Consider the following 24503-nt stretch of genomic DNA (forward strand, 5'->3'; position numbering starts at 1 on the left):
TCCACGCTAGGATAGAATATCTCGGGTGGACTGCACAGCTCTGCGCGCTTATCGGGCAGGCTCCCCGATATCTGCCCACTACTTAGCACTGACCAAACCAACGCAAAGGACTTTTTCGTGGCAACTTCCTCGTATACCGCCCGCAGCCTCTCCGTGCTCGAAGGCCTCGAAGCCGTCCGCAAGCGCCCCGGCATGTACATTGGCTCCACCGACTCGCGAGGCCTGATGCACTGCCTCTGGGAGATTATTGATAACTCCGTGGACGAGGCACTGGCGGGTTTCGGCCAGTCCATTAACATTATTCTCTACCGAGACGGCTCCGTAGAGGTCCAGGATGACGGCCGCGGTATTCCCACCGATATTGAGCCACGCACCGGTCTATCCGGCGTGGAGGTGGTCTTTACCAAGCTGCACGCGGGCGGTAAGTTCGGCGGCGGCTCTTACACCGCATCCGGCGGTCTGCACGGCGTGGGCGCCTCCGTGGTTAATGCTCTCTCCTCCCGTCTGGATGTTCAGGTGGACCGCGGATCTAAGACCTACCAGATGTCTTTCCGCCACGGCGTGCCGGGTGTTTTTGACTCCGGTCGCACCCCCAAGCCCGAGGATTCTTTCACCCCCGCGTCCGAAGATAATGCGGCGCTGCAGATTGTTGGCAAGGCTAAGCGCGGCGTGACCGGCACCCGCGTGCGCTATTGGGCAGATCCGCAGATTTTCACCCCGGATGCGCGCTTTAGCTACCAGGATTTGGCGGCGCGCGCTCGCCAGACTTCCTTCCTCATTCCGGGTTTGCGCATTGCTATTCGCGATGAGCGTCGTCTGCCCGGTACCCCCGGCGAATTTGGTACCTATGAAGAGGTTTTCCAGCACGATGGCGGCATTAGCGAATTCGTAGAATTTTTGGCGCACGATAGCGCCGTGACCGATATTTGGCGTTTTAGCGGCCGCGGCTCCTTTACCGAGACCGTGCCCGTGCTGGGCGAAGACGGCCGCTCGGTGCTGCAGGATGTTGAGCGCGAGTGTGAGGTGGATGTCGCCCTGCGCTGGGGTATTGGCTATGAGACCACTCTGCGCTCCTTTGTGAATATTATTTCCACTCCCAAGGGCGGCACGCACGCTACCGGTTTTGAACAGGGTTTGCTCAAGACGATGCGTAAGCACCTGGCGGATAATGCCCGCAAGTTCAAGGTCGGCAATGACAAGATCGAAAAGGACGATGTGCTTGCCGGTCTGACCGCTGTGCTAACTGTGCGCCTGGCAGAACCCCAGTTCGAGGGTCAGACCAAGGAGATTCTGGGTACCCCTGCGGTGCGTCAGATTGTCTCTAAGGTGGTTGCCGATCAGCTTAAGGCTCGCCTGGAGGCTACCGCTCGCGTGGAAAAGGCGCAGGCAACTGCCCTGTGCGAGAAGGTTGTTTCCGAGATGAAGACGCGTATTTCGGCGCGTGTTCATAAGGAAACCCAGCGCCGTAAGAACGCCCTGGAATCTTCCTCTATGCCCACCAAATTGGTGGATTGCCGCTCTACCGATGTTGCGCATTCTGAACTCTTTATTGTGGAGGGTGACTCGGCGCTGGGTACCGCGCGCCTGGCTCGTTCCTCGTCCTATCAGGCACTGCTGCCCATTCGCGGTAAGATTCTGAATACTCAGCGCGCCTCGGTGACCGATATGCTGGCTAATGCCGAGTGTGCGGCGCTGATTCAGGTCATTGGTGCCGGTTCGGGTCGTACCTTTGATTTGGAGGCGGCTCGCTACGGCAAAGTGATTATGATGACCGATGCCGATGTGGACGGTGCCCATATTCGCACCCTGCTGCTGACTCTCTTCTACCGCTATATGCGCCCGCTGATTGAGGACGGTCGCGTGTACGCTGCGGTTCCGCCCCTGCACCGCGTGGAGGTTATTAACCGCGGTAAGGCCAATGAGATGGTGTATACCTACTCTGAGCGTGAGCTGCACGAGCTGCTGGATCAGCTGCAGGCCGATGGCAAGAGCTATAAGGAGCCGATTCAGCGTTATAAGGGTCTGGGTGAGATGGACGCCGATCAGTTGGCTGAGACCACCATGGATCCGCGCCACCGCATGCTGCGCCGTGTGCGTGTTGAGGATGCGGCTGCTGCGGAGCGTGTCTTTGAGCTGCTGATGGGTTCGCAGGTGGCTCCGCGTAAGGAGTTCATTATTGCCGGCGCTCATGACTTCGATCAGGAGAATATTGACGCTTAGCCGGAGTCGCCTAGTCACGGTTTACTCGGAGTTATAGTTTCATATGAGCACTCACTAGGGTGTGGTACCTTCGATCCGACGGATTGTGACGGTACCACACCCTAAGTTTATGTGATAATTCTCATACCACTATCTGTGAGTGTATACTAAAAACGCTCTCTTTGGCGTTCTTGAGCCTGTCTGTGGCTCTAGATTTTTGGTGTGTGCACCCTCATAAGTTCTTCCAGTGCTCGCGCGGAATTCTGGGTGCTGTCAGTACAAAATTTTTGAAAGAACCGCGGAATAACGGGGGAGAATGCATGGTTATACTCTCGGGATAGCGGAAATTTAGCGACACTATGTCACAATGACCCTATTTGACAGTGGCGGGGGATAACGTGGTATATACCTTTAGCCATCCGTCAAGCCCCCGTATTCTCGCGTGAAAATCGGTACAAACAATGCGGAATATAAACGCGATACGGTAGCAATAACAGGATTTAACCCCGCGCGTGTGACGCGTTCAGATGGTGCGACGAAGGCACGGCTGGCGCCCGGTGCGAGAGGTAAATCCGCCCGGTTGGGACATCAATAAAGATGCGCCCATTCACACACAATAGAAAAGGACCATCATGGACCCGTTAGCAGTAGGGCGGTGGCAGTTTGGTATCACCACCGTCTACCACTTCTTTATGGTGCCCCTAACCCTGGGCCTGGGCATGGTTGTAACCTTCTTGTACATTCGCTATCTGATGACCAAGAAGGACGAATACAAGCGCATGACCAAGTTCTGGGGCAAGCTGTACCTCATTAACTTCGCCATGGGTGTGGCAACCGGTCTGGTGCAGGAATTCCAGTTCGGTATGGCGTGGAGCGAATACTCCCGCTTCGTGGGTGACGTCTTCGGCGCACCCCTGGCAATGGAAGGCATGTTCGCCTTCTTCGTTGAGTCCACCTTCCTGGGTCTGTGGATCTTCGGCTGGGATCGCCTCAAGCCCAAGGTTCACGCATTCTGCCTGTTCATGGCGGTGCTGGGCTCCTGGATTTCCGCGTTCTTCATTCTGGTGGCTAACTCCTGGATGCAGCACCCTGTCGGCGTGGAGATGGTCGACGGCCGTCCCCGCATGACCGATATTGGTGCCGTGATCTTCAACCCCACCGCATGGGTGACCTTCCCCCACGTGATCTTCGGCGCTATTCAGGTTGCCGGCGGTTTCCTGGTGGGTATCGCCTGGTACAAGCTCTACCGTCGCCGCAAGGACGGCATTGACTCCGTCAAGGACGGCAAGGTTGTTATTGGCGACGCCGGCATCGGCGCACGCGATAAGACCGACTACTGGGTATGGTGGCGCAGCCTGCGCATTGGCGCAATCGTCGGCCTGATTGGCTTTGCCGGTGTGGGTGCTTCCGGTCACCTGCAGGCTCAGCTGATGATTCACGAGCAGCCCATGAAGATGGCAGCGGCAGAGGCGGTCTGCGAAGACACCACTGCATTCTCCGTTTTCACCTACATGTCGCCCACCGCATCCAGCTGTGAGGATATCCACCCGGTTATTGAAATCCCCGGCGTGCTTTCCTTCCTGGGTCACGATAACTTCGACACTAAGGTTCCGGGTATTGAGACCCTCGAGCCCAAGTATGAAGAGGCATTTGGTTCCCACCTGCCCAATGATGAAATCCTGGGTGAGCGTGCCGGTCAGAAGATCAACTACGTTCCGCCGATTTTCATCTCTTATTGGGGTTTCCGCGCCATGATTGGCTTCGGCGGTATTGCCGCTCTGGCTCATCTGTACGTGCTCTGGTTTACCCGTAAGAAGGGTACCGGTACCGTACCGGACTCCAAGCTGTGGAGCAACACCTTCATTGCACTGATTATGGCTCCCTTCTTCGGCAACGCTTTCGGCTGGATTTTCACCGAAATGGGTCGTCAGCCCTTCGTGGTTGTACCCAACTGGGAAGGTGACCACGCGGTGAAGATGTTTACCGCTCAGGCAGTTTCCTCCGGTGTTGACGGTTACGAGATTCTCTTCTCCCTAATCACCCTGGGTCTGATCTACGGCATCCTGATGGTTGTCGAGGTTTACCTGCTCAAGAAGTACGTCAAGGTCGGCGTGGCAGCAGCTATGCCGGAACTGGTCGAATCCCCGCATGATGACGAGGATAAGAACACCGGTTCCAAGCGTGACGTGCTGGAGTTCGCCTACTAAGGCGGGGAAAGGAAATTAATCATGAAGACGAGTTTCTCTTTCGATATTTTCGCAAACCAGCCGGCACTTCCCACCCTCTGGTTCCTGATTATCGGCGTGTTCTGGGTCGGCTACCTGATCCTGGATACCTTCGATCTGGGTGTTGGTATGCTCATGAGCCGTTTCTTCGCCCGCAATGAGAAGGAACGCCGCCTGCTGCTGAACACCATCGGCCCCCTCTGGGACGGTAACGAAGTGTGGCTGGTGACCGGCGGTGCAGCGATCTTCGCAGCATTCCCGCTCTGGTACGCCTCCCTCTTCTCGGCACTGTACATTCCTCTGACCCTGGCTCTGGTCGCACTGATTTTCCGTGTGGTCGCTATTGAGTACCGCGGTAAGAAGAATGACGAGCGTTGGATTAAGAACTGGAATATTGCCATTGTTCTTTCCTCCCTCTTTATCGCTCTGCTGGTCGGTGCCCTGCTGGCTCTGACCACTACCGGTCTGCCGATCAACGCACACCAGGACCGCGTGGGTGGCCCCTTCGTCTGGGCAACCTTCCCCTATATTGCATTCGTGCTGCTGGGTGGTCTGGGTCTGGTTGGTTTCTCCCTGGCTCACGGTCTGGCGTTTATTGCGCTGAAGACCGACGGTGAGGTTCGCGACCGCGCTCGCACCGCCTTCACCAAGTGGGTATTCGTGCTGGTTCTGCCCCTGGTTCTGTGGGTTCTGCACATGGACTTCCACGGCGGTAATGGCTTCTCCTGGATCTTCACCGTGCTGGCTGTTATTGCCCTGGTCTGGGCATGGATTAGCGCTCGAGGCGGTCGCGAGGGCCGTGCTTTTAGCGGTATGGCTCTGTTCGTGGCGTTCGGTACTCTGGCTATTTTCATGGCTCTGTTCCCGAATGTTCTGCCCTCGACCATTGATCCGGCGTACAGCCTGACCATTTCGAATGCATCCGGTTCCGAGTACACCCTGGGTGTGATGACCTGGGTTGGTCTGGGCGGTCTGCCCTTCGTGCTGGCATACCAGACCTGGACCTTCTGGGTATTCCGCAAGCGTCTGCATGTGGATCACATCCCCGAAGCTCACGATGCCTACGAGCTGGCTGAGATGCCTAACCGTACCAAGTAGTGCGTAGCTAGGTTCGTATTGCTGAATATGCAGCGGTGCCCCGGCAAGGTTATACCTTGCCGGGGCACCGCTGTATTCACCAAAGATTTTTGATGTTTCGGATAATTTTCCTGCGTAACAGTGCTCTACGGTGCTAGGATTGGGCTAATACCTTAGGGGAACTGACCTAGGGAGCCTAAGGTGTGGATGCAATCGTGTAGGAGCTGAGCACCGTGAAGAAGAATATTTCATGTGTGGCTATTGCAGCATTGGTGCTGACCGGCTGCATGGCAAACCCTTATGCCAATATGGAGCGTGATACCTCGGCTCACGCCATTTTGGATTATGAAAACAACCGGATTATTATGCCCCTGGATGCCTACTCTCCGTACTTTATGGAGCAGTATCAGGGTAAGGCTCTGGATATTTTGAATGAGCGCTGCTTTAAAGAAAAGTCCGGTATCGAAGTACATGGAGCTACACGAGGCGCCTCGATTATGGGGCAGGGGCGTGAATACGGTCTGTGGAATCCTGAATACACTGCGCGCTATGGTCTTCTGGATCGTGCAACCAATGGTGAAAAACCATCAGAGGAATATACCAAGGTGTACGAGAAGTATATGCGGGAATGCTACGAGGGGTATACCAAACCTGAAATAGAGAAGATTGGTAATACGCACCCGAATACATCAACCTATATGATGATTCATAATCAAGCAATTGGGGCTGCGGCTTCTCACAAGGATTGGAAAGAGGCGCGCGAGAAGTGGTTTACCTGTCTGCGTAGTAAAGGTTTGACCCCTCGAACCGATGAAGGCAGCTGGAGTGTTGTTGAGGAATCGGGGATGGACACATCTGGACCTCCTTCTGAGGAGGAAATCCGTATCGCCACGATTGAGGCTCAGTGCTCTAAAGATACCGGTATGGCTCAGACCTTGGCTGACCTTGTAGCAAGTTATCAGGCTCCTTTGATTAAGAAGCATGAGGTGCAGCTTCAAAAGGAGCTGGATGAGTACAAAGCCAATAATGAGAAGTTCAAGAAGTTTGTGCTCGATAACCAATAGTTGTGTGCTGGGCTGTCTGCCCTTCGTGCTGACATACCAGACCTGGACCTTCTGGGTGTTCCGCAAATGTTTGCATGTGGATCACATTCCTGAAGCTCACGATGCCTACGAGTTGGCTGAGATGCCTAACCGTACCCGTTAGGGCTTGATGCTGGCAGTCTAGCCAAGGTTTGTACATCCCGGTGCCGTTTCCTCCTGGCGGGGTGGCACCGGGATTTTTGTGCCTGCTGATGCGATATGTCTGACTCTTATCCTAGGTTGTTAAATATGTCAAGTTTTGGAATCATATTTAAGTGCAATGTGTTGACGCGCCCGCTTGGCGGGGTATAGGGTTGGGATAACAATTTAATAAGGTTTATCTTGCTTGACAAGCATTGATTGACTTGTGTAAATACTGGGTTGCGCATGCTGCTGTGGATACCTCGTGCTATCAGTAAATCGGGCACCTCTATTTCTTGGAGTGGTGGCGCATGAATGAAAGGTGAGGCTCATGAAGTCTTACAAGAAGTTGGCTATTCCGGTAATTGCTGTGGCTTTGGCTGCTGGCATCTCCACCCCGGGGCAGGCTATTCATACCTATAATCATGCTGGTTACTGGGGTGGTGGTTTCCAAACCAATGACAACATCCCTACTTTTGGGGAGTTCTGGTGGGCTCCTTGGTATAACCATAACGACCAGACAAGCTCCATCGATTCAGAGAATCAGAACTGGATGGTGTACCAGGATTCCTATTTTCGGGGTCAGGCGCTAGACCTTAAAGGGCGTAATTTCTCGAATCTGGCGGGGTATCGTGAAGGTCTGCCGTGGTGGTGGGGTGGTGACTGGAATGACTCTATTTCCTCGGCTAAGCGGATTTAACGCATCGTCTAGTGTCCCATCGGGAGGGAGATTATGCGGAAAACGGCTTTAAGGCTTCTGTTTGTAGTTTTTCTTGTGTCTTCTTGCGGTGTGAATCCGTATTCAAACTACGAGAAAGATAACTCGGCTAGAGCGATTCTTGATTATGAGCATAATAGGATTATTAAACCGCTCGATAGTTATGATCCTCATAGTCTGGTGCCCTATGGTAGTCGAGCCTCTGACATCCTATATGGTCAGTGTATCCGGCAGAAAAGCGGCATGGATCTAAAAGTTCCACATGTTACCGGGTCGTTTTTCGGTCAGGGTCGCGAGTATGGTCTATGGAATCCAGAGTATACCTCTAGATACGGTCTATATGACCGATCGCAGGGGGTTGAGGGTAATAATGAAGAGTATTCATTGAACTACCAAAAGTATCGAGATGAATGTAAAACTGAGTATGTTGACCCTAAAATATCGGAATTGGGTGAGGTGTATGTTGATACTCCTGTCTATGATGATATAAAAAATCAATCATACGGTGCTGCAAGCCATGATTCTGGATGGGGAAAAGCTCGTGAAAAATGGTTTGATTGTTTACGTGCTAAAGGGCTAACGCCTATAGGCGGAGATACGTCCTGGGGAGTTGTAGAAGAATCATCTCTTCAGATGTCTAATGATGCCCCTAGTGAAGAGGAAATCCGTATCGCTACCATTGAGGCTCAATGCTCCAAGGATACCGGTATGGCTCAGACCCTGGCTGATCTGGAGGCAAGCTATCAGGCTCCTCTGATTAAGAAGCATGAGGTGCAGTTGCAAGCTGAGTTTGAGCGTTACAAGGCTGAGAATGAAAAATTCAAGAAGTTCGTGCTCGACAACCAATAGCTGTGTGCTGGCTGGCTCGGTGGCTGAAAGATTCAATCTTTACTTAAAACTTTCTTGAAAAAGTACTTGACTCTTCTCCTGAAGGGGGGGTATGGTAGTGTTGTGAGACACGAAGGATGCACTATCCTAAGTGACTCACTGCTATGTATTGTGCTCACACCTCTGTTTGGAGGGTGAGAGTTTGAGAAAGGGGAATCCTGTGAAGATGCCGAAGATTGTAGCAGCTGGTATTCTCGCGTCCTCTCTGGTCTTGGCCTCTGGGACTGTCGGTAATGCTGGTGGCTTCTATGAGAATGCAGGCTATACCGGTGGCGGTTATGAGACTGATAATGACCTTCCCAGCTTTGGGTACTGGTGGCAGCCTAAGTTCATCTCTCACAATGACATGACGAGTTCAATCCTGAGTCAGGGTCAGCATTGGATGGTCTACGAAGATGCTGGCTATGGTGGCTATGCTATGGATGTAAATGGTCGTGATTTTTCGAATTTGTGGGGAAACTACGAAGGGCGCTGGTGGGGAGCTGGAGATTGGAACGATAAAATCTCCTCTGCTCGCAGAATCTAACTAGATAGGTACACCGTATTCAGTCTAAAAATCTGTATGCGGTGTATCTTCTGTTGATAACATGTAGATAGGGTGTATAGAGATGAAGCATAAATTTTTAGCAATGTTGGGTGTTCTTTTGGTGGCTAGCGGATGTTCTTCTCAGCCTACGTTGGACTTGCCTCGTGACAAATCAGTACATGCAGCGCTTGATTACAAGAATAATAAAATTATTATGCCCATTAGTTCATATGCAGATTATGATAATGAGGTGTATTATAACCGGGCTATAACAATTCTTTATGCTCGATGCTACGCTTCAAAGGGGGAGTCCTACTCGGCTGTTGAGCGTAAAAATCTCCAAGGCACAGGTAAAGAGTATGGAGTCTGGAATCCTGAACATACGGTTAAATATGGCTTCTTTGAGAAGGTAGAGCAGGCAGAAGCGCTCGAAAATAATAACCGTATTGTAGGGAAATATGAACGTCAGTGCTATGAAGAAACCGTCAAAAATCAGATCCTAGAAATCGGTAATTTTCCAAGTCGTGGTGAGACCTATCGAAAAATTGCTCAGGACTCCCATATTGCTGCAACGCAGCTTCCTGAATGGAAGGCAGCACGTGAAAAGTGGTTTACCTGCCTGCGAGAGCGCGGATTAACACCTCGCACGGAAGATAGTGCGTGGACTTCTACTGAAGGATATAACATTGTGACCTCTCCTAAGATTGCTCAAGGTATTACAACTGAGGAGGAAACTCGTGTAGCAACCATTGAGGCTCAGTGCTCTAAAGATACCGGTATGGCTCAGACCCTGGCTGATCTGGAGGCAAGCTATCAGGCTCCTCTGATTAAGAAGCATGAGGTGCAGCTTCAAAAGGAGCTGGATGAGTACAAAGCCAATAATGAGAAGTTCAAGAAGTTCGTGCTCGATAACCAATAATTATTAAGGTATAGATACCCATATACTGCGCTCACTATGACCTGCGGTATATGATGGAACTATAGCTCAAGACGCTCCCACCCCATGACGACACGGGAAGCGCCTTGAAAAAACACCGGTCGCTGCGGGACTACCCACCCGCAGCCTCCACTCTAGGAAAGAGACGGTGGAACATCATGTCACACGCTCCGCAGGCAACCTCCACTCGGGAAACCCCGCAAGCAGGGGAGAAAGCGAGCCGCGCGCTCTCCTTCACCACGCGCATAGCACGCCCCTCCGTGCTAATCACTCTGGTTATTATTACCGTGCTCTCCCTAGCGCTCGCCGTATTCTGGGGCACTCGCTACTCCGCCACCGGTCCCGACCCCAAATCCCAAGCGCAGGTTGTCATTCCCGTCTGGGCGCAGGCAGAAGAACGCGCCGTCAGCGACGCACTCGCGGTAGCCGGCACCACCAAAGCCGGAGAAACCGCCCCCATTATTACCCGCACCCAGGGCGAGGCGCTGCTCGTGCACCAGGCACAGGCACCCGGTAATATCCTTACCCCCGGCGACTTCCTCGGATTCGTGGGTGCCGACCCCGTCTTCGTACTCAACGGTCCGCTGCCCCTCTACCGAGATATGGCGGCGGGGGATAATGGTGACGATGTGCTCGCCTTCCAAAAATCCCTCAATAATGCCGGCTACTCCGTACCCGAAAGCGGCACCGTGGATGACGCCACCCTGAACGCTCTCACCCGCCTGTACCGTAAACACCTGACCAATATCCCCGCCGACGGTATTGACCACGTGGCGCGTTCCAATTTCGCGGTACTGCCCGCCGGCAGTCACAAGATTACCGCCGTGGCATCCGTGGGTGCCCTGGTTAATGAGGGCAACCCCATTGCCACAGTGGAAACCAGTGAAACTTTCGCTGAAGCCACCGTGGAACTCTCCCAAGCCAATAAACTGAGCGTGGGTCAGCGCGTAACCCTCAAAAGCAGTGTGGGCACCGTGCCCGGAAGCATTGCCTCCATTGGTGCCCTACAAAATGACGGTTCCAAGGGTGCAGTAAAAACTATCCGTATTAGTGCCGACGATAGCACTAAGCTGGTACCCGGTCAGAGCGTGTCTGTCAGTGGTGAGGGTGATACTACCAAGGTGCTCGCCGTACCCATGACCGCCCTGCGCCAAGAAGCCGGAGCCAGCTATGTGCTCATTGAAAAGAACGGCTCCTCCACCGCACGCCCCAACTCTAAAGACCCGGGAGCAAAGCCCGACAGTGAACGCGTGGACGTACAGGTGCTGCGCACCGCCAATGGATACGCCGCCATTAGCGGCAATATCACGCCCGGAACGAAGGTGCTGCTCTCATGACACGCACACCGCAAGACCCGCGCACGCGCGCGGAACGCACCCCCGCAATTGAGTTGCGCGGCATTACCCGCACCTTTGAAGGCAATCCGCGCCCGGTGCTCAATAATATTGATTTGACCGTCTACCCCGGGGAATTCGTCGCCATTATTGGCCCCTCCGGCTCGGGCAAATCAACCCTGCTGAACGCTCTCGGTCTGCTGGATACCCCCACTAGCGGCGGCTACTACCTCTTCGGTCAGAAGACCGGGGAGCTGAGCGAGCGCGCACGCGATAAACTGCGCCGCGACACCATTGGTTTCATTTTCCAATCCTCCAATATGCTGCTGGATGAAAGCAGCACGGTCAATGCCGCCATGGGTTTGCGCGTGCAGGGCGTGCCGCACGCTGAGCGCATGGAACGTACCCTGGATACCCTGCGCTTCCTGGGATTGGAGGAGCGTGCCACCACGCGCACTAAGTACCTTTCTGGTGGTGAGAAGCAGCGCTGCGCTATTGCCCGTGCGGTGGCAACCCGCCCGCCCCTGGTGCTTGCCGATGAGCCTACCGGTAACTTGGATAGCGTCAATAGCGCCAATGTGGTGGATATTTTACGCCGGATTAATGCTTCCGGCTGCACGGTGCTGGTCATTACGCACGACCCGGAGGTTGCCTCCGCCGCGCAGCGCGTAATCCGTATTGATGACGGTGTGCTCAGCGAAGAGAGCACTGCTGAGAACACGGTCGATACCGAACCCATTACCCTACCTCTGGATAATCGGACCCTGGCAGAGGTGGATCAGCGAGCCCTTGGAGCCCCCGGTATCCCCGCCGAGAGCTCTGCTCCTTCGCCCAAGGTCAAGCACGAGAAGGCATCCTTCTTCCAAGACGATAGCGTGGAGGCGCTCTCGGCACTGACCAGCCGCCCCCTGCGCACCCTGCTGCTGGGTCTCTCCTTCGCCCTGGGCGTGGGCGGTTTGGTTAGCGCCAGCAGCATGAGTGAATCCGCCAACTATCAGGTGAATCAGCGCCTGCTCGGTAGCGAACAATCCACCCTGACCATTGGCTATAAAGGTGGGGAACCGAGCCAGATGCTCTCCACCGAGCGCGAGGGTGAATCCGCCACCGATATTATGCGCACCATTGCCAGCGTGCCCTATGTAAAAAACGCCTCCTATAGCTCCATTGTGGCGCCGGCAGATGTGCGCATTACCCGCCTGAGCCCCTATGAAGAAGAGCCTAAAACCGCGATTTCTTTGGTGAATATGTCCCGTGAGCGCCTGGACCAAATCGGGGCGCGCATTAACCCGGAAACCCTGCGCCAGCTGGAGTACATGAACTCCACCCTGGACTCTAAAGACCCGCAGGCGGCAGAAACCACCCGGCGCTATCGCGGCGCGATTCTCTCACTGGGTGCGGCAAAGGCACTGAGCATTATTCCCGAGTCTTCCGTGCCGGATCGCGTGCCAACTCCTCCAAGCGCCCAATCTGCTCAAACTCCGGAGCCTAAGAGTCTGCAGGTGGGTGGTTTGCCGCAGCTGAATATGGACACGAGCATCTGGATTAATGGTGAAATGATTCCCGTGGTGGGTCTCTACGACCCGGGCGACTCCTATGAGTACACCAATAGTGTGCTGGTGGATCCGGAGCTGCTGGTGCGCAGCGGCCACAGCAATGTCTCCTTTGTGGCTGAGAGCGAGCGCGGCTACGGCAAGGCTGTTGCCAAGGCTATACCCCTGGCTCTCAAACCCGATGAGCCCGGTAAGATTAGCGTGGAAGCCCCCAGCGACCTACTGAATCTGCGCGCGACCATTGCCAGCGATTTGGGTCTGTACGTGGGTGTGCTTTCGGGAATCCTGCTGGTGCTGGCGTCCCTATCGGCGGCGACCGCCATGTACCTTTCGGTGCAATCGCGCACTATGGAGATTGCCCTGCGCCGAGCTATTGGTTCCAGTAAGTGGCTGATTGCTCGTATCTTCCTATTGGAGGGCGCAATTTTGGGTGTGCTCGGCGGTTCCCTGGGTGCTGCTGTGGGTATGGGTGCAACCCTGCTGCTGGCTCAAACTCAGGGTTGGCAGGCTATTCTTTCGCCCGCCTCGGCGCTGCTGGGTATGGGTGTTGGGGCGGCAACGGGCCTGCTTTCCTCCGCTTATCCGGCGTGGGTGGCCTCTCGTAAGAACCCTGCGGATGCTATGCGCGGATAGGCTCTTACTATCAAGAGATAGCGAAGAGGCTCAATACCCGTCATAAAAGTGAATAACACCCTAATACTAGGCACTCTATCGCCCCGCTGACTACAATTAAGAAGTAGCACGCGGGGCGATAGGCGTACCCCTGGCACGCCCCATATCCGGCGTGTGGAGCGGTACGTAGCGCGCAGTCAAGCATTCAGGACGCTTGCACCGGTGCCACCAGCGAAGGAAAGGTACAGATGAGCACAAGAGTACGTGCGAGGCAGAGCTCCCTAAAGCCCGGCCCGCAGGAGCAACACCTAGAGCAGAGCGAAGCGACTCAGGAACGCGAGGACCGACGCCCACCCCTGGGACCGAACGCCGTTAAAAACCTGAGCCTCTTCGGCCTGTTCACCGCCCTGCACACCATCTTTACCGTGATCTTTAGCGCCGCGCTCGCCTCCCTGATTGCGCGCGCAGCCTACGCCGGATACGATGCGCTCTTCGCTCAGCATCAGGCAGCCAAAGACTCCCATTCGGTCACCTACTACCGCGCCTTTATCGAATTTGCCGGTGACGGTCGAGCGAGCCTGGACGGTACCCTCGGCTGGCTGCTGGGAACCGACACCGGCTTGAGTCTGAGCCTGGTGATTATTGCCGTGCTGGCACTCATTCTGCGATCCGCCTGCGATTATATGCTCTCTATTAGCGCCCAGCGTGCGGCAACCGGCGCGAAGTCCACCATTCGCCGCGCCCTCATTGAGCGTGTGCTTGCCACCGGTGGCGCCGACACTCCCGAGGGTACCGGTGCGACCTCCGTGCTGATTTCCCGCGGGCTGAACACCCTGGATGACTACTACACCAAGACTCTGACCGCCATGGTCGGCTGTATGGTTATTCCGCTGACCCTGGGCCTGATTGTGCTCAGCCTGGATGTGACCAGTGCCGTGGTGCTTGTGTGTACCCTGCCGCTGATCCCGATTTTTATGATTCTGATCGGTAAGACCACGCGTGAGGATACCGCGGCGGCTCAGCGGGATTTGCACCGTCTGTCCGACCATATTATGGAGCTGGTGCGCGGTTTGCCCGTGCTGATCGGTCTGGGTCGTGAGCGTTCCCAATCCCGTGCCCTGGACGCCCTGGGTCAGTCCTACCGTCAGCGCACCATGCACACCCTGCGTAGCGCTTTTATGTCTTCCCTGGCTCTTGAGCTGATTACCACTATTTCGGTGGCTCTGGTAGCCGTGCTGATCGGTGTTCGACTGGTCAATGGTACCCTCGGTTTGGATACCGGTATTTTGGTGCTGCTGCTGGTGCCCGAATGCTACCAGCCCCTACGCGATGTGGGCGCCGCCTACCACCAATCCGAAGACGGTGTGGCGGCTCTGCGCAGCGCCCAGAAGATTATTGATGCACCCCTGCCGACCCCCTTGGAAGGTACTGCGCCGGATACAGTTGAATCTGCCGAGCCCTTCAGCACTGAGACCCCTGCCCATAAGTCCCTGACCGTTGAGTCGCTGAGCGTTGAGTCCCTGAGCGTGCAATACCCCGGTCGCGGTCATGTTTTTGATAACCTGAGCCTGCGCATTCCCCGAACTGCTACTGCAGCGGTGGGAGGAAAGAGCGGCGCCCTGGTGGGTATTGTGGGCCCCTCCGGATGCGGCAAATCCACCCTGCTGCAGGTGCTCTCCGGATATGTTGCTCAGGGCCTGGTACCCACCGGCGCAGACGACCCCGAACAGGTCACCGGTAGGGTAGAAGGGCTGGGGCAGACTCTGCTCATTGCCCAGTCGCCCGTCTTTGCAGCCCCCACCGTGGCGCAGGAAATGTACCTCTATACTCTCAGCGCAAGCGAAGAGCAGCGTGAGCGTGCCGCCGCTCTGCTCACCGGCACCGTATCGGCACATGAAACCGAGCGAGAGCTGATTGCAGGCTACCTGGAACGCGTGGGTCTGGGCGGCTTGGAGAACCTGAGCCCCGATGCCCTCTCGGCAGGTCAGGCGCGACGCCTTGCCGTAGCTCGTGTACTGGGACGAGTGGACGCCCTGCAGAGCGTCTCTCATGCCCCGTTGACTGTGCTGGTGGATGAACCCACCGCACATCTGGATCAGCACGCAGCTCTGCTGGTAACCTCCGCCCTGGGAGCTTTGCGCGCACAGGGTGCCCTGGTACTGCTGGTCACCCACGAGGCGCAGCTTGCCGAGCATTGTGACTACCTGGTCACCGCTGTGCAGACTGCTGGTGTACAGGCTGCTAGTGCACAGGGTGCTGAAACTCAGGACTATAGCTGGTCTGTATCTGCCGGTAGCGCTCGCGCTCTGCCCGCTGCACCGGCTGATATGAGCGCTGTTCAGGATATAGCTATTCACGGCATGCCCGTGCAAACCTCTAGCCAAGAGGCAGCTCAGGAGAGTAAGAACCTCGTCAAACACGGTGTACTCTCAACCCTGAAAACCCTGCGCGCTATGACCGGCATTAGCGCCTTTAAAGCTCTGGGGCCCATCTGCCTGGCAGCGCTAACCTCCCTATCCGCCGCAGCGCTGACCGCGCTCTCCGGTTGGCTGATTGTGCGCGCCGCAGAACAACCAGCCATGATGTACCTCATGGTCGCCATTGTGGGCGTACGATTCTTCGGTCTGGGACGCGCCTGTGCCCGCTACGCCGAACGCCTCGCCAGCCACTCCCAGGTGCTGCGCGCAGCCAACACCCTGCGCCTGCGTGCCTGGAAGGGTGCCTACCGCAGCGGCTCCAGCGTGCGCTCCCTGCTGCGCGGCGACGCGCTGCTCGAAAAACTCATTAACGGTATTGACGAGCTGCGCGACGGCATTCCTCGCGTGATCCTGCCCCCGGCGGCACACCTGCTGGTCATGATTGCAGCGATCAGTGCAAGCGCGGCGGTTATCCCGCAGGCACTCGCGCCCGTGGTGATTGCAGCGGTACTGACCACTCTTGTCATTCCGGTACTGGTTTTGTGTGCCGATGCGCACGCCGAGCAGACCGGTAGGGAAAGCACCGCCTCCCTCATGCGTGCCGCCAGTGGTGCACTATCCTCTGCCGAAGATATTCGCGCCAATGGGCTTAACTCCACCGTGCTGCGCGCCCTGGGCAGTCTGGATACCCTCAATGTGCGTGCCCTGAGCCGCGGCTCCTATGCCCAGGGTCTGGGACGCGCCCTGGTGACCATTAGCTGGTTTGGTGCTGCCCTGTGGACCGCGGCTATCGCCTACCCCCTGGCGGTTGAAGGCACCGTGGGCGCGCCCGAATCGGCAATTATTGTGCTCATGTGTACCGGTATGCTTGAAAGCTCCCTGCTGCACACCGAAGCTATCCGCTCCTGGCCTGCTTTTGCCGCTCTGGTGCATTCCATTGCCCCGCAGGTTGAAGGCATCGAGCTAGAGGAGAGCGACCGCGCTGTGCTGGCGCCCGAATACTCTTGGGCTGTTTCGGATAAAAAGCGCGCCAAGTATGAGCGCGCCCAGCAGGAAGCTGATAAGCCGGCTTCCCCGAGTGCCGCTCAGCTGCTGCGTGACAGGGCGAATACCCTACCGGTTGGTTCCACCGTGCTTGCTATGGAGAACGGTTCGGCTCGTTGGGCGGGTATGGAGCACCCCGTTTTTGAACACCTGAATATTACGGCGCGCACCGGCAGCTGGACGGGTATTACCGGTCCTTCCGGCAGCGGTAAGAGTACCGCCCTGGCAACTCTGCTCGGCTTCCTTCCCCTGGAGACAGGCATAATGAGCGCCGCCTCTGGCGAGGTGAGTGCAGAGCAGCTGCGCGGATACGCCGCATGGTGCCCGCAGGCAGCGCATATTTTCGAGTCCACTCTCGCCGGTAATCTCTCCCTGGCGCGCGATCGTTCCGAACGACCGAGCGAAGAGGAAATGATTACTGTGCTGCGCCGTGTGGGATTGGGACCCTGGTTTGACACCCTGCCCCTGGGGTTGGCAACTGCTGTGGGTTCCTCCGGTTCTTTCCTCTCCGGTGGTCAGCGTCAGCGTTTGGCGGTGGCTCGAGCCCTGCTGGTGGATTCGCCCGTGCTGCTGCTGGATGAGCCGACCGCTCATTTGGATAGTGAATCGGCTCGTTCTTTGATGTCTGATATTGCGGCTGCTACCGATGGTCAGAAGTTGGCTACGGTTTTGGTCTCTCACCGACCCGAGGATATTGAACGCTGTGATCGAGTCGTATCTCTTGCGTAGCTTCTGAGTTGGAGCCGGAACTATAGAGCCTGCTCCAGCTCACATAATGAAAGCCCCGCGTTATCGAACAGAATCTATATCTGTTAGATAACGCGGGGCTTTTATAACTTGCGACTTGCAGGGCTATGGTTTTGGCTTCAGAACGGAACCACTCAGAACATAGCAGTCTAGAACAGGCTATCCCCATCAGAAGATAGGGCGGCGGCCTTAGTCAGAGCCGCGAAGTTCGGGCCCAGAGTCTGAATGGACTGGGTGAGAGTCACACCCGAACCATCACGGGCACCGTGCTCAGTAGGCAGAGTGCGAGAAATACCGCCAAGTGTACCTGCACGAGCCGGACCAATACCAACCCATGCGCGCTCCAGCGCGTTCTCACCGGTCAGGAAACGATGCGCCCGCACACCGCCGGTCGCGCGACCCTTCTGCGGGTACTCGGAAAGCGCCGTAACCTTCACCGACGCCAAACCGTCCTTACCGTCGGTGACGGTCACAATCTCGGCGCGCTCATCGCCCACGGGGGTCACACCCAGAGCAATCACCGTATCGCCTTCGGAGAGCTTAATGCCGGCAATACCGCCGCCGGAACGACCCTGCGGGCGCACCTTCGACGCGTCAAAAGTCAGCAGCTTAGCATCGCGCGTAATCAGAGTGATGACATCATCATCCAGATCGCACACCTCGGCGCCGATTACGCTGTCCTTATCCTTGAGCTTAATAATCTCAAACTCAACCTGGTTCAGCGGATAATCCGGGTTCACGCGCTTAATCACGCCGCCGGCGGTAGCCAAAGCCAGGACCTTCGACAGGGGAGCAAGAGCAATGACACTCTCACCCTTTGCCAGGGACACCAGTTCGGTAACCTTTACCGCAGCAGCCATATTCGGCGTGCCATTGGGGGTTTCCAGCAGGGCAATATCCATGACCGAAATACGCAGCATTCGACCGGCTGAGGTTACCGCACCAATCTCACCGCGGGCTGTGGTGGGCACAATCGAGGTGTACACATCATGCTTGAAACGCTTGCCCGGATCAATAAGCTCCTGGCGCATAGCGGCCCCCGGAGTACGACCGACCAGACCATTAGCGGTCAGCAACACCCAGCAGGGCTCATCGGCAATCTCCAGTGCCAGACCCAGGCTCTTCTTCGCCTTGGAGGCGCTGGGAGCTGCCGCTTCAATGGCGCTCTGCATATCGTCCTTTGCCTTCAGCACGGTACGACGATCGTCCCCGTACTTCTCGGCAACCTCTTCCAGCTCATCGGAGACCAGCATGCGCAGAGCCTGATCGGAGTCCAGAATCTCACGCAGCTGAGCGATCTCAGCCAGCAGTTCGGCGTGCTCATTTTCCAGTTCAACGCGGGAGAACTTGGTCAGCTGGCGCAGACGCAACTCCAGAATATAGTTCGCCTGAGCCTCGCTGAGCGAAAACTCGTCCATAAGAGCGGTACGAGCCTGAGCGGTCTGCTCCGAAGCACGAATAATAGCAATGGCGCGGTCAATATTCAGCAGAGCCTTGAGCAGACCCTCCACCAGGTGCAGGCGGTCCTCACGCTTGGTCAGGCGGAATTGGGTGCGGCGGCGAACCACATCCAGGCGGTGGTCAATGTACACGCGCAGCAGATCCAGCAGACCCAGGGTCTGCGGCTGACCGTTGACTAGTGCAACATTATTAATGCCGAAGGAGTCCTCAAGAGGAGTGTGCTTATAGAGCGCGGCGAGCACAGCCTGCGGGTTGAAACCGTTCTTAATTTCAACCACCAGGCGGGTGCCGTTCTTACGGTCGGTCAGATCCACTACATCGGAAATACCGGTGAGCTTCTTGGAATTGACGCCGTCTTTAATCTTTTCAATGACCTTTTCCGGGCCGACCATATAGGGCAGCTCGGTAATCACAATGCCCTGCTTGCGGGCTGAAACCTGTTCAATACTGACCTTGGCGCGGGTCTTAAAGGTGCCGCGACCGGTCTCATAGGCGTCCCTAATACCCTCCAGACCAACGATCGTGCCGCCGGTGGGCAGATCCGGGCCCGGAATGAACTTCATAATCTCCTTCAGGTTCGCCTGAGGATTCACGAGCAGGTGGCGGGTTGCCGCGATAACCTCGCGCAGATTATGGGGCGCCATATTGGTTGCCATGCCCACCGCAATACCCGTGGTGCCATTAACCAACAGGTTCGGGAAGGCGGCGGGCAGCACCGAGGGCTGCATGAACTGGTTATCGTAGTTGGGCACAAAGTCCACCACGTCTTCGTCCAGGTTCGCGGTCAGCGCGGTTGCCGCCGGAGCCATACGCACCTCGGTGTAGCGTGCCGCCGCCGGGCCGTCATCCAGGGAACCGAAGTTACCGTGACCGTCCACCAGGGGAAGACTCATAGCAAAGGGCTGCGCCATGCGCACCATCGCATCGTAAATAGCGGAGTCGCCGTGCGGGTGCAGTTTACCCATGACCTCACCGGTGACGCGCGCACTTTTAACGTGGCCGCGGTCGGGGTAGAGGCGCATATCGTCCATCATGTACAGAATGCGGCGCTGCACGGGCTTGAGGCCGTCGCGCGCATCCGGCAGGGCGCGGGAGTAAATCACCGAGTAGGAGTATTCCAGGAAGCTGGTTTCCATTTCGGTGGAGACGTCAATATCGACGATATTTTCTTCAATATCCACCGGGTAGTCTTCAACGACGGCTTTGGAACGACGCGCCACGAATATCTCCTAGGGTTGGGTGAGCGGGAACGTTCTATATTCTACCTTAGGGCGTGCGCGCGGCTGGGGAGAGGCCGGGAAATTCGAACGCACACCGCTCCACAGGACTTTTGATGGCTCGCCCCGTCATAATGTGGAGAAAGAAAGCGCCCAAGTAGCAATGAGGGCGCGAACCAACTAAGGTATAACATAGTAATGCAAGAGAAGGGGCTCTACCATGACCGAATCACCGACCTACCCGCAGCTGCTCGCCGACATTGAGCGCACCGGATTCTTCCCGGAACTCGTCTACAGCGCTGCCATTGAGGCGCTGTCTGGCCTGGAACCCGAAGCGCACTACGTGCACCTGGAAACCCACCTGGGCCACAGCGAACTGCACCGCCACGTAACCGTCATGATGCTCGTGGGTAAGGTGCTACTACTGGTACACCTGGATGACCAGCACCTGGAGCAGGACCGCCACCCGACCGTAGCCCACGTGGTGCTCGGCACCGTGCCTCTGCGCCTGCTGAAGATCAGCTCCGTGGATTATGCCTATGATAGCCCGCAGACCTTCTCCGCGTCGGTGGAGCCCAGCGCTATGACCCTGCGCCTGGCGTGGACCGGTGGCGGCATGATGGACTTTATGCCCGCCCAGTGCGATGACCCCAAGTGCCGCGCTATTCATGGCTACACGGGTGATATGCACGTGGAAGATTTGAATATTCGTGTCTCCGCCACCGCTGACGGTGCGCCTGCGCTGGCTTCGGCGCGTGCTTTTGCTCGTGCTCTGCGCGCTAAGCGCCTGCAGCTGGAACTTTAGGCGAACCTATGGATATTTTTCGCGACCCCGAATTCTTAGCCTCCCTGGACGCTGTTCAGCCAAAGGTTCTCGGCGCTTTTGCCGCAGATGACCCGCGTGCAGACGCCATGACTCTCAGCGACTACAGCAGCTGGCAGGATGCTGCCGGACATGATGTTCCGCCGCCTCCAGCCTACGGTTGCGCAAGTGTTGCCGAGGTGCTCGAATCTGCTGGTTCCCTGGTGGACCACGGTTCTTGTGAGGGGGCAGCTGACCCCCTGGCACTGGCAGTGGCTCGGGGAATCGATCTCTCCTCGCGCCGCGATATGGGGGGAGTATCGGAGTACCGCCACAGCGCTGACGGCTTGAACCTGCGCGCCCGCCTAAACGCCGCCGGAGTGGATAGCACCTTCCGCAGCGTGTGCGTGGTCATGGTAGACGGTCTGGGTGCTGAACTACTCGACCGATACGGCTCCTACGCACCCTTTCTGAAGAAAGCAAGCAATCTGGGCGTGCTGGATGCTGCCTTCCCCACCACAACCGCCGCCTCCCTGAGCTCTTTCGGTACCTGCCTGGCGCCGGGAGCCCACGGAATCGTCGGCTATGATGTGCGCAATCCAGCCACCGGTCAGATTATGAATCACCTTTCCGGCTGGCCTCAAGATATTGACCCGCGCGCCTGGCAGCCGCTGCCTACCGTCATGGAACGCCTGAGCGCTAACCGTCGCGTGGTCACCATTTCCCTAGCAAAATATCGCGGATCGGGGCTGACCGAAGCTTCCCTGCGCGGTGGCGAATTTCTGGGGGCTCAGGGCGTCAATGCCCGTATTACTCACGCGGTGGAGCTGTTGAACTCCCGCACGCCCACCCTGGTGTACCTCTACTGGCCCGAGCTGGACCAGGCGGGGCATAAATACGGTGCCGGCAGCGAGCAGTGGTTGCAGACACTGCAGGAACTCGATAGCTGTCTTAAACGCCTGGCGGGGCGAATTCCCGCATGGGCCGGCCTGCTGCTGACCTCCGATCACGGCATGGTCAATGTCCCCGAATCGGGTCGTATGGATATTACCGACCGCACCGAGCTCTGGGAAGATATTGAGCTTTCGGCGGGTGAGCCGCGCGCCGTGCACCTTTACGTTAGGGGCGAGAGCGAGAGTGCCAAGGCAGAAGCAACAGAGCGTGCCCTGGCACTTTGGGCGGATCGTTTCGGCGATATTGCCTGGGTGCTCGATAGCCGTCAGCTCTGGGAAAAGGGCTATTTCGGTCCGGTCTCCCTGGGCTGGGCGCGCGAACGCACCGGCGATATTATGGTCTGCGCTCGCGAGGATGTGGCTCTGTACGATATGCGCCATTACAAGCCCACGGCTCTGCAGATGGTTGGTCAGCACGGTTCTCTGACCGAGGCGGAGCGTAAAATTCCGTTGCTGCTACTGGGCTAAACGTCTCTGGGCTCAGTGTTTCTGAGAGCAGTGTTTCTACGTTCAGTCGGCAGATACAGCTCGAAATTTAAAGATAAAGGTGGCTCACTACCTCATGTAGTGAGCCACCTTTATGCTCTCAGCACGGCGCGTAATTTACTTACGACCGCCGAAAATAATATCGTCCCACTGGGGCACGCTCTTACGCGCATTCTTCTTAGAAGCGGGCTTGGGAGCCTTTTCTTCCGCGGGAGCCGGTGCAGCTTCTACCTGCTCAGCCGCACTCTCAGTCTGCGCGCTCTCAGTAACCGGTTCAACGGCGGGCTCAGGCTCTACAGCCTGTTCGGCGGGTGCCTTAACCTCTTCACGAGCACCCTCAGCTGCGTGGTTCTCAGCGTGAACGGCAGGGGAAGCAATCACGGTCGGCTCTGCGGGCTCTTCACCCTGAGCACCACCGTCGAGCAGAACAGCCTCAAAAACTTCCGGTTCCGGCTCGGGCTCCACCACGGGTGCCGGCTTGGATGCGGCACGGGCGCGCTCGAGCAGCTCAGCCAGCTTGCGCGCATCGGCATTGTGGCTGGGGGAAACGCTCGGGGACACCTCGGATGCCAGGGGCTCGGTCAGGGAGGGCTTCTCACGCTTGGGAGCTTCCAGGCGAGGACCGCCGGTGGTCAGCAGGGGAGCCTTATGCTCAGCAACCGGGGGTGCCTTCTTCGCGGCAACCGCCACAGCATCCGAGCTATTACCCATGAGGAAATATGCGGCCTCATTGGAGGCGTACAAGCCCTGATTTGCCGGGTTGTAGCTCCAGCGCGCCGGGAACATTGCCTCATGCGGCAGCTTGGGGCGCACACCCTCGGGGAAGTCAATATCAACGCTCACGCGCCACTGGCCGTTCTCCAACTGGCGGGTCTGCCAATCCTGAGCGGCATGCTCAAAACCGAAACGCTCAGCGATCTCTTCAATGCGCGCAGCCAGGCTCACGGGAATCTGGGTTGCACCCGAGGCGGACTCGCGGTGACCGATCTTCACATTCTGAGCGGCGGAAATAATGTGGGCGCGCTCAGCCACAATGGGCCACTCGTAGCGGCGCACACGCTCGGTATCCCAACCGGACTCGGCAGCAATTTCTTCGACCGAGGCGCCCTGGCGCAGGCGGGTCTGAATATCGCGCGGGCCAAAGCTGCCGCCGCTGGTGGTGCGTGCGGTCACGCGTCGAGCCGAGGCGATGCTGGTGCGAAGCTGCGCATCGATGGGCAGGGCGTAGCGGGTGCCGTCGGCGTTTTCGAGCACCAGGTGCTCGCCGTCGTCGTGTACGCCGAGCAGGCGCAGTTCTAGCATAGTGACCTCCAGAAGACAGGTACGTGATCCGCATGTGCGGGCATAGTCACTAATAGGTTACTAGCTTTTGCCCTAAAACCCCTAGTTTTCTCTAGGATGAGGGGCGTATTTTTTAGGTATTGGACCCTTTTATGACGCTCTGAGCGCACAGAGGGCACACTCGATTAGACAAATCGGCGCAGATAGTGAAAAATATCGGGCATGTCGTAGTGAAAATTTCGTGCGCGCACCCGGGAATAAACCCGGTGAGTTCACGGTATATGTCATTACCCGATACACAGAAAACGTGGGGCGACCCACATAAGATACGGAGCTAAATTTGGCAACTGATTACGATGCACCCCGCAAGCAGGACGACGAGCAGAGCGAAGAATCGTACGAAGAGCTTAACGCGCGCCGCTCCGAGATGCAGTCCGGCGCTGTAGACGAGGATGAGAACTCGGCGGCGGAAAGCTTCGAATTGCCCGGTGCTGACCTGTCGAATGAGGAACTGAACGTTGTTGTGCTCCCGGCACAGGAGGATGAGTTCACCTGCGCATCCTGCTTCCTGGTGCGCCACCGTTCGCAGATCGCTCGCGAAGAGAACGGCCTGCTCTACTGCGTAGAGTGCGAAGGCTAAAACACGATAATTTCCCCGGATGTGCACTCGCTGCCCCTCCGGGGATTTTTCTATTCGCAGTTCGTAGAGGCAGTTGAGGAGTTTGAAAATATCCCTCTCTTTGCACCGTATAGATCCGTTGTGTACCCGTGGAGAACAGCCCTAAAAAGCGTCATCTAGACGCCCT

The 24503-nt window shown here is 56.8% G+C and carries 16 protein-coding genes; 14 read left to right on the forward strand and 2 right to left on the reverse strand.

Going from position 1 to position 24503, the window contains the following annotated elements; genetic code table 11:
* The first annotated feature begins 117 nt into the window (after positions 1 to 117).
* From Q4P78_RS06295 to cydC, 11 genes are all read left to right on the forward strand, one after another.
* Positions 118 to 2220: a type IIA DNA topoisomerase subunit B gene (locus tag Q4P78_RS06295; protein ID WP_303339511.1), complete on the forward strand. Its 2103-nt coding sequence runs from the start codon at positions 118 to 120 to the stop codon at positions 2218 to 2220.
* Between the two features lie 611 nt (positions 2221 to 2831).
* On the forward strand, positions 2832 to 4406 hold the full coding sequence (locus tag Q4P78_RS06300) for a cytochrome ubiquinol oxidase subunit I (RefSeq protein WP_303339512.1): 1575 nt from the start codon (positions 2832 to 2834) through the stop codon (positions 4404 to 4406).
* 21 nt (positions 4407 to 4427) lie between these two features.
* A complete protein-coding gene (gene cydB, locus Q4P78_RS06305; RefSeq protein ID WP_303339513.1) occupies positions 4428 to 5522 on the forward strand; it encodes a cytochrome d ubiquinol oxidase subunit II in 1095 nt (364 codons plus the stop codon).
* Positions 5523 to 5734: 212 nt separating this feature from the next.
* Positions 5735 to 6565: a hypothetical protein gene (locus Q4P78_RS06310; protein WP_303339514.1), complete on the forward strand. Its 831-nt coding sequence runs from the start codon at positions 5735 to 5737 to the stop codon at positions 6563 to 6565.
* Positions 6566 to 7055: 490 nt separating this feature from the next.
* On the forward strand, positions 7056 to 7424 hold the full coding sequence (locus Q4P78_RS06315) for a hypothetical protein (RefSeq protein WP_303339515.1): 369 nt from the start codon (positions 7056 to 7058) through the stop codon (positions 7422 to 7424).
* Between the two features lie 651 nt (positions 7425 to 8075).
* Positions 8076 to 8291: a hypothetical protein gene (locus Q4P78_RS06320; RefSeq protein ID WP_303339516.1), complete on the forward strand. Its 216-nt coding sequence runs from the start codon at positions 8076 to 8078 to the stop codon at positions 8289 to 8291.
* Between the two features lie 205 nt (positions 8292 to 8496).
* Positions 8497 to 8856, forward strand: coding sequence for a beta/gamma crystallin-related protein (locus tag Q4P78_RS06325; protein ID WP_303339517.1), 360 nt, complete (start codon positions 8497 to 8499; stop codon positions 8854 to 8856).
* Positions 8857 to 8938: 82 nt separating this feature from the next.
* Entirely contained in the window at positions 8939 to 9775 is an 837-nt protein-coding gene (locus Q4P78_RS06330; protein ID WP_303339518.1) for a hypothetical protein, read from the forward strand.
* A gap of 176 nt (positions 9776 to 9951) precedes the next feature.
* Positions 9952 to 11130 (forward strand): hypothetical protein, encoded by a 1179-nt coding sequence (locus Q4P78_RS06335; RefSeq protein WP_303339519.1) that lies wholly within the window; start codon positions 9952 to 9954, stop codon positions 11128 to 11130.
* Positions 11127 to 13310, forward strand: coding sequence for an ATP-binding cassette domain-containing protein (locus tag Q4P78_RS06340; protein ID WP_303339520.1), 2184 nt, complete (start codon positions 11127 to 11129; stop codon positions 13308 to 13310). Before Q4P78_RS06335 ends, Q4P78_RS06340 begins: the two co-directional genes overlap by 4 nt.
* 227 nt (positions 13311 to 13537) lie before the next feature.
* Entirely contained in the window at positions 13538 to 17479 is a 3942-nt protein-coding gene (cydC, locus tag Q4P78_RS06345; RefSeq protein WP_303339521.1) for a thiol reductant ABC exporter subunit CydC, read from the forward strand.
* A 167-nt stretch (positions 17480 to 17646) separates the two neighbouring features.
* Here cydC and Q4P78_RS06350 read toward each other — a convergent pair whose 3' ends face one another.
* Positions 17647 to 20178, reverse strand: a complete 2532-nt coding sequence (locus tag Q4P78_RS06350) for a DNA topoisomerase (ATP-hydrolyzing) subunit A (protein ID WP_303339522.1) — start codon at positions 20176 to 20178, stop codon at positions 17647 to 17649.
* A gap of 217 nt (positions 20179 to 20395) precedes the next feature.
* Between Q4P78_RS06350 and Q4P78_RS06355 the strand changes: the two genes are divergently transcribed.
* Positions 20396 to 20980 (forward strand): DUF5998 family protein, encoded by a 585-nt coding sequence (locus Q4P78_RS06355; protein ID WP_303339523.1) that lies wholly within the window; start codon positions 20396 to 20398, stop codon positions 20978 to 20980.
* Between the two features lie 8 nt (positions 20981 to 20988).
* Positions 20989 to 22398: an alkaline phosphatase family protein gene (locus Q4P78_RS06360; protein WP_303339524.1), complete on the forward strand. Its 1410-nt coding sequence runs from the start codon at positions 20989 to 20991 to the stop codon at positions 22396 to 22398.
* Positions 22399 to 22533: 135 nt separating this feature from the next.
* On the opposite strand, the gene sepH is transcribed toward Q4P78_RS06360, so the two are convergent.
* Complete coding sequence (gene sepH / locus Q4P78_RS06365) at positions 22534 to 23718, reverse strand: septation protein SepH (protein ID WP_303339525.1); 1185 nt, start codon at positions 23716 to 23718, stop codon at positions 22534 to 22536.
* Between the two features lie 319 nt (positions 23719 to 24037).
* On the opposite strand from sepH, the gene Q4P78_RS06370 reads away from it, so the two are divergent.
* Complete coding sequence (locus tag Q4P78_RS06370) at positions 24038 to 24337, forward strand: DUF4193 domain-containing protein (RefSeq protein WP_303339526.1); 300 nt, start codon at positions 24038 to 24040, stop codon at positions 24335 to 24337.
* Positions 24338 to 24503 lie beyond the last annotated feature (166 nt).

Source organism: Rothia sp. (in: high G+C Gram-positive bacteria), from assembly GCF_030540545.1.
In the GTDB taxonomy this organism is placed as follows: domain Bacteria; phylum Actinomycetota; class Actinomycetes; order Actinomycetales; family Micrococcaceae; genus Rothia.

Coding starts and splice junctions, on each gene's coding strand:
- Q4P78_RS06300 (WP_303339512.1), top strand. CDS start 2,832: ATGGACCCGTTAGCAGTAGGGCGGTGGCAGTTTGGTATCACCACCGTC.
- cydB (WP_303339513.1), top strand. CDS start 4,428: ATGAAGACGAGTTTCTCTTTCGATATTTTCGCAAACCAGCCGGCACTT.
- Q4P78_RS06315 (WP_303339515.1), top strand. CDS start 7,056: ATGAAGTCTTACAAGAAGTTGGCTATTCCGGTAATTGCTGTGGCTTTG.
- Q4P78_RS06320 (WP_303339516.1), top strand. CDS start 8,076: ATGTCTAATGATGCCCCTAGTGAAGAGGAAATCCGTATCGCTACCATT.
- Q4P78_RS06325 (WP_303339517.1), top strand. CDS start 8,497: ATGCCGAAGATTGTAGCAGCTGGTATTCTCGCGTCCTCTCTGGTCTTG.
- Q4P78_RS06330 (WP_303339518.1), top strand. CDS start 8,939: ATGAAGCATAAATTTTTAGCAATGTTGGGTGTTCTTTTGGTGGCTAGC.
- Q4P78_RS06335 (WP_303339519.1), top strand. CDS start 9,952: ATGTCACACGCTCCGCAGGCAACCTCCACTCGGGAAACCCCGCAAGCA.
- Q4P78_RS06340 (WP_303339520.1), top strand. CDS start 11,127: ATGACACGCACACCGCAAGACCCGCGCACGCGCGCGGAACGCACCCCC.
- cydC (WP_303339521.1), top strand. CDS start 13,538: ATGAGCACAAGAGTACGTGCGAGGCAGAGCTCCCTAAAGCCCGGCCCG.
- Q4P78_RS06355 (WP_303339523.1), top strand. CDS start 20,396: ATGACCGAATCACCGACCTACCCGCAGCTGCTCGCCGACATTGAGCGC.
- Q4P78_RS06360 (WP_303339524.1), top strand. CDS start 20,989: ATGGATATTTTTCGCGACCCCGAATTCTTAGCCTCCCTGGACGCTGTT.
- sepH (WP_303339525.1), bottom strand. CDS start 23,718: ATGCTAGAACTGCGCCTGCTCGGCGTACACGACGACGGCGAGCACCTG.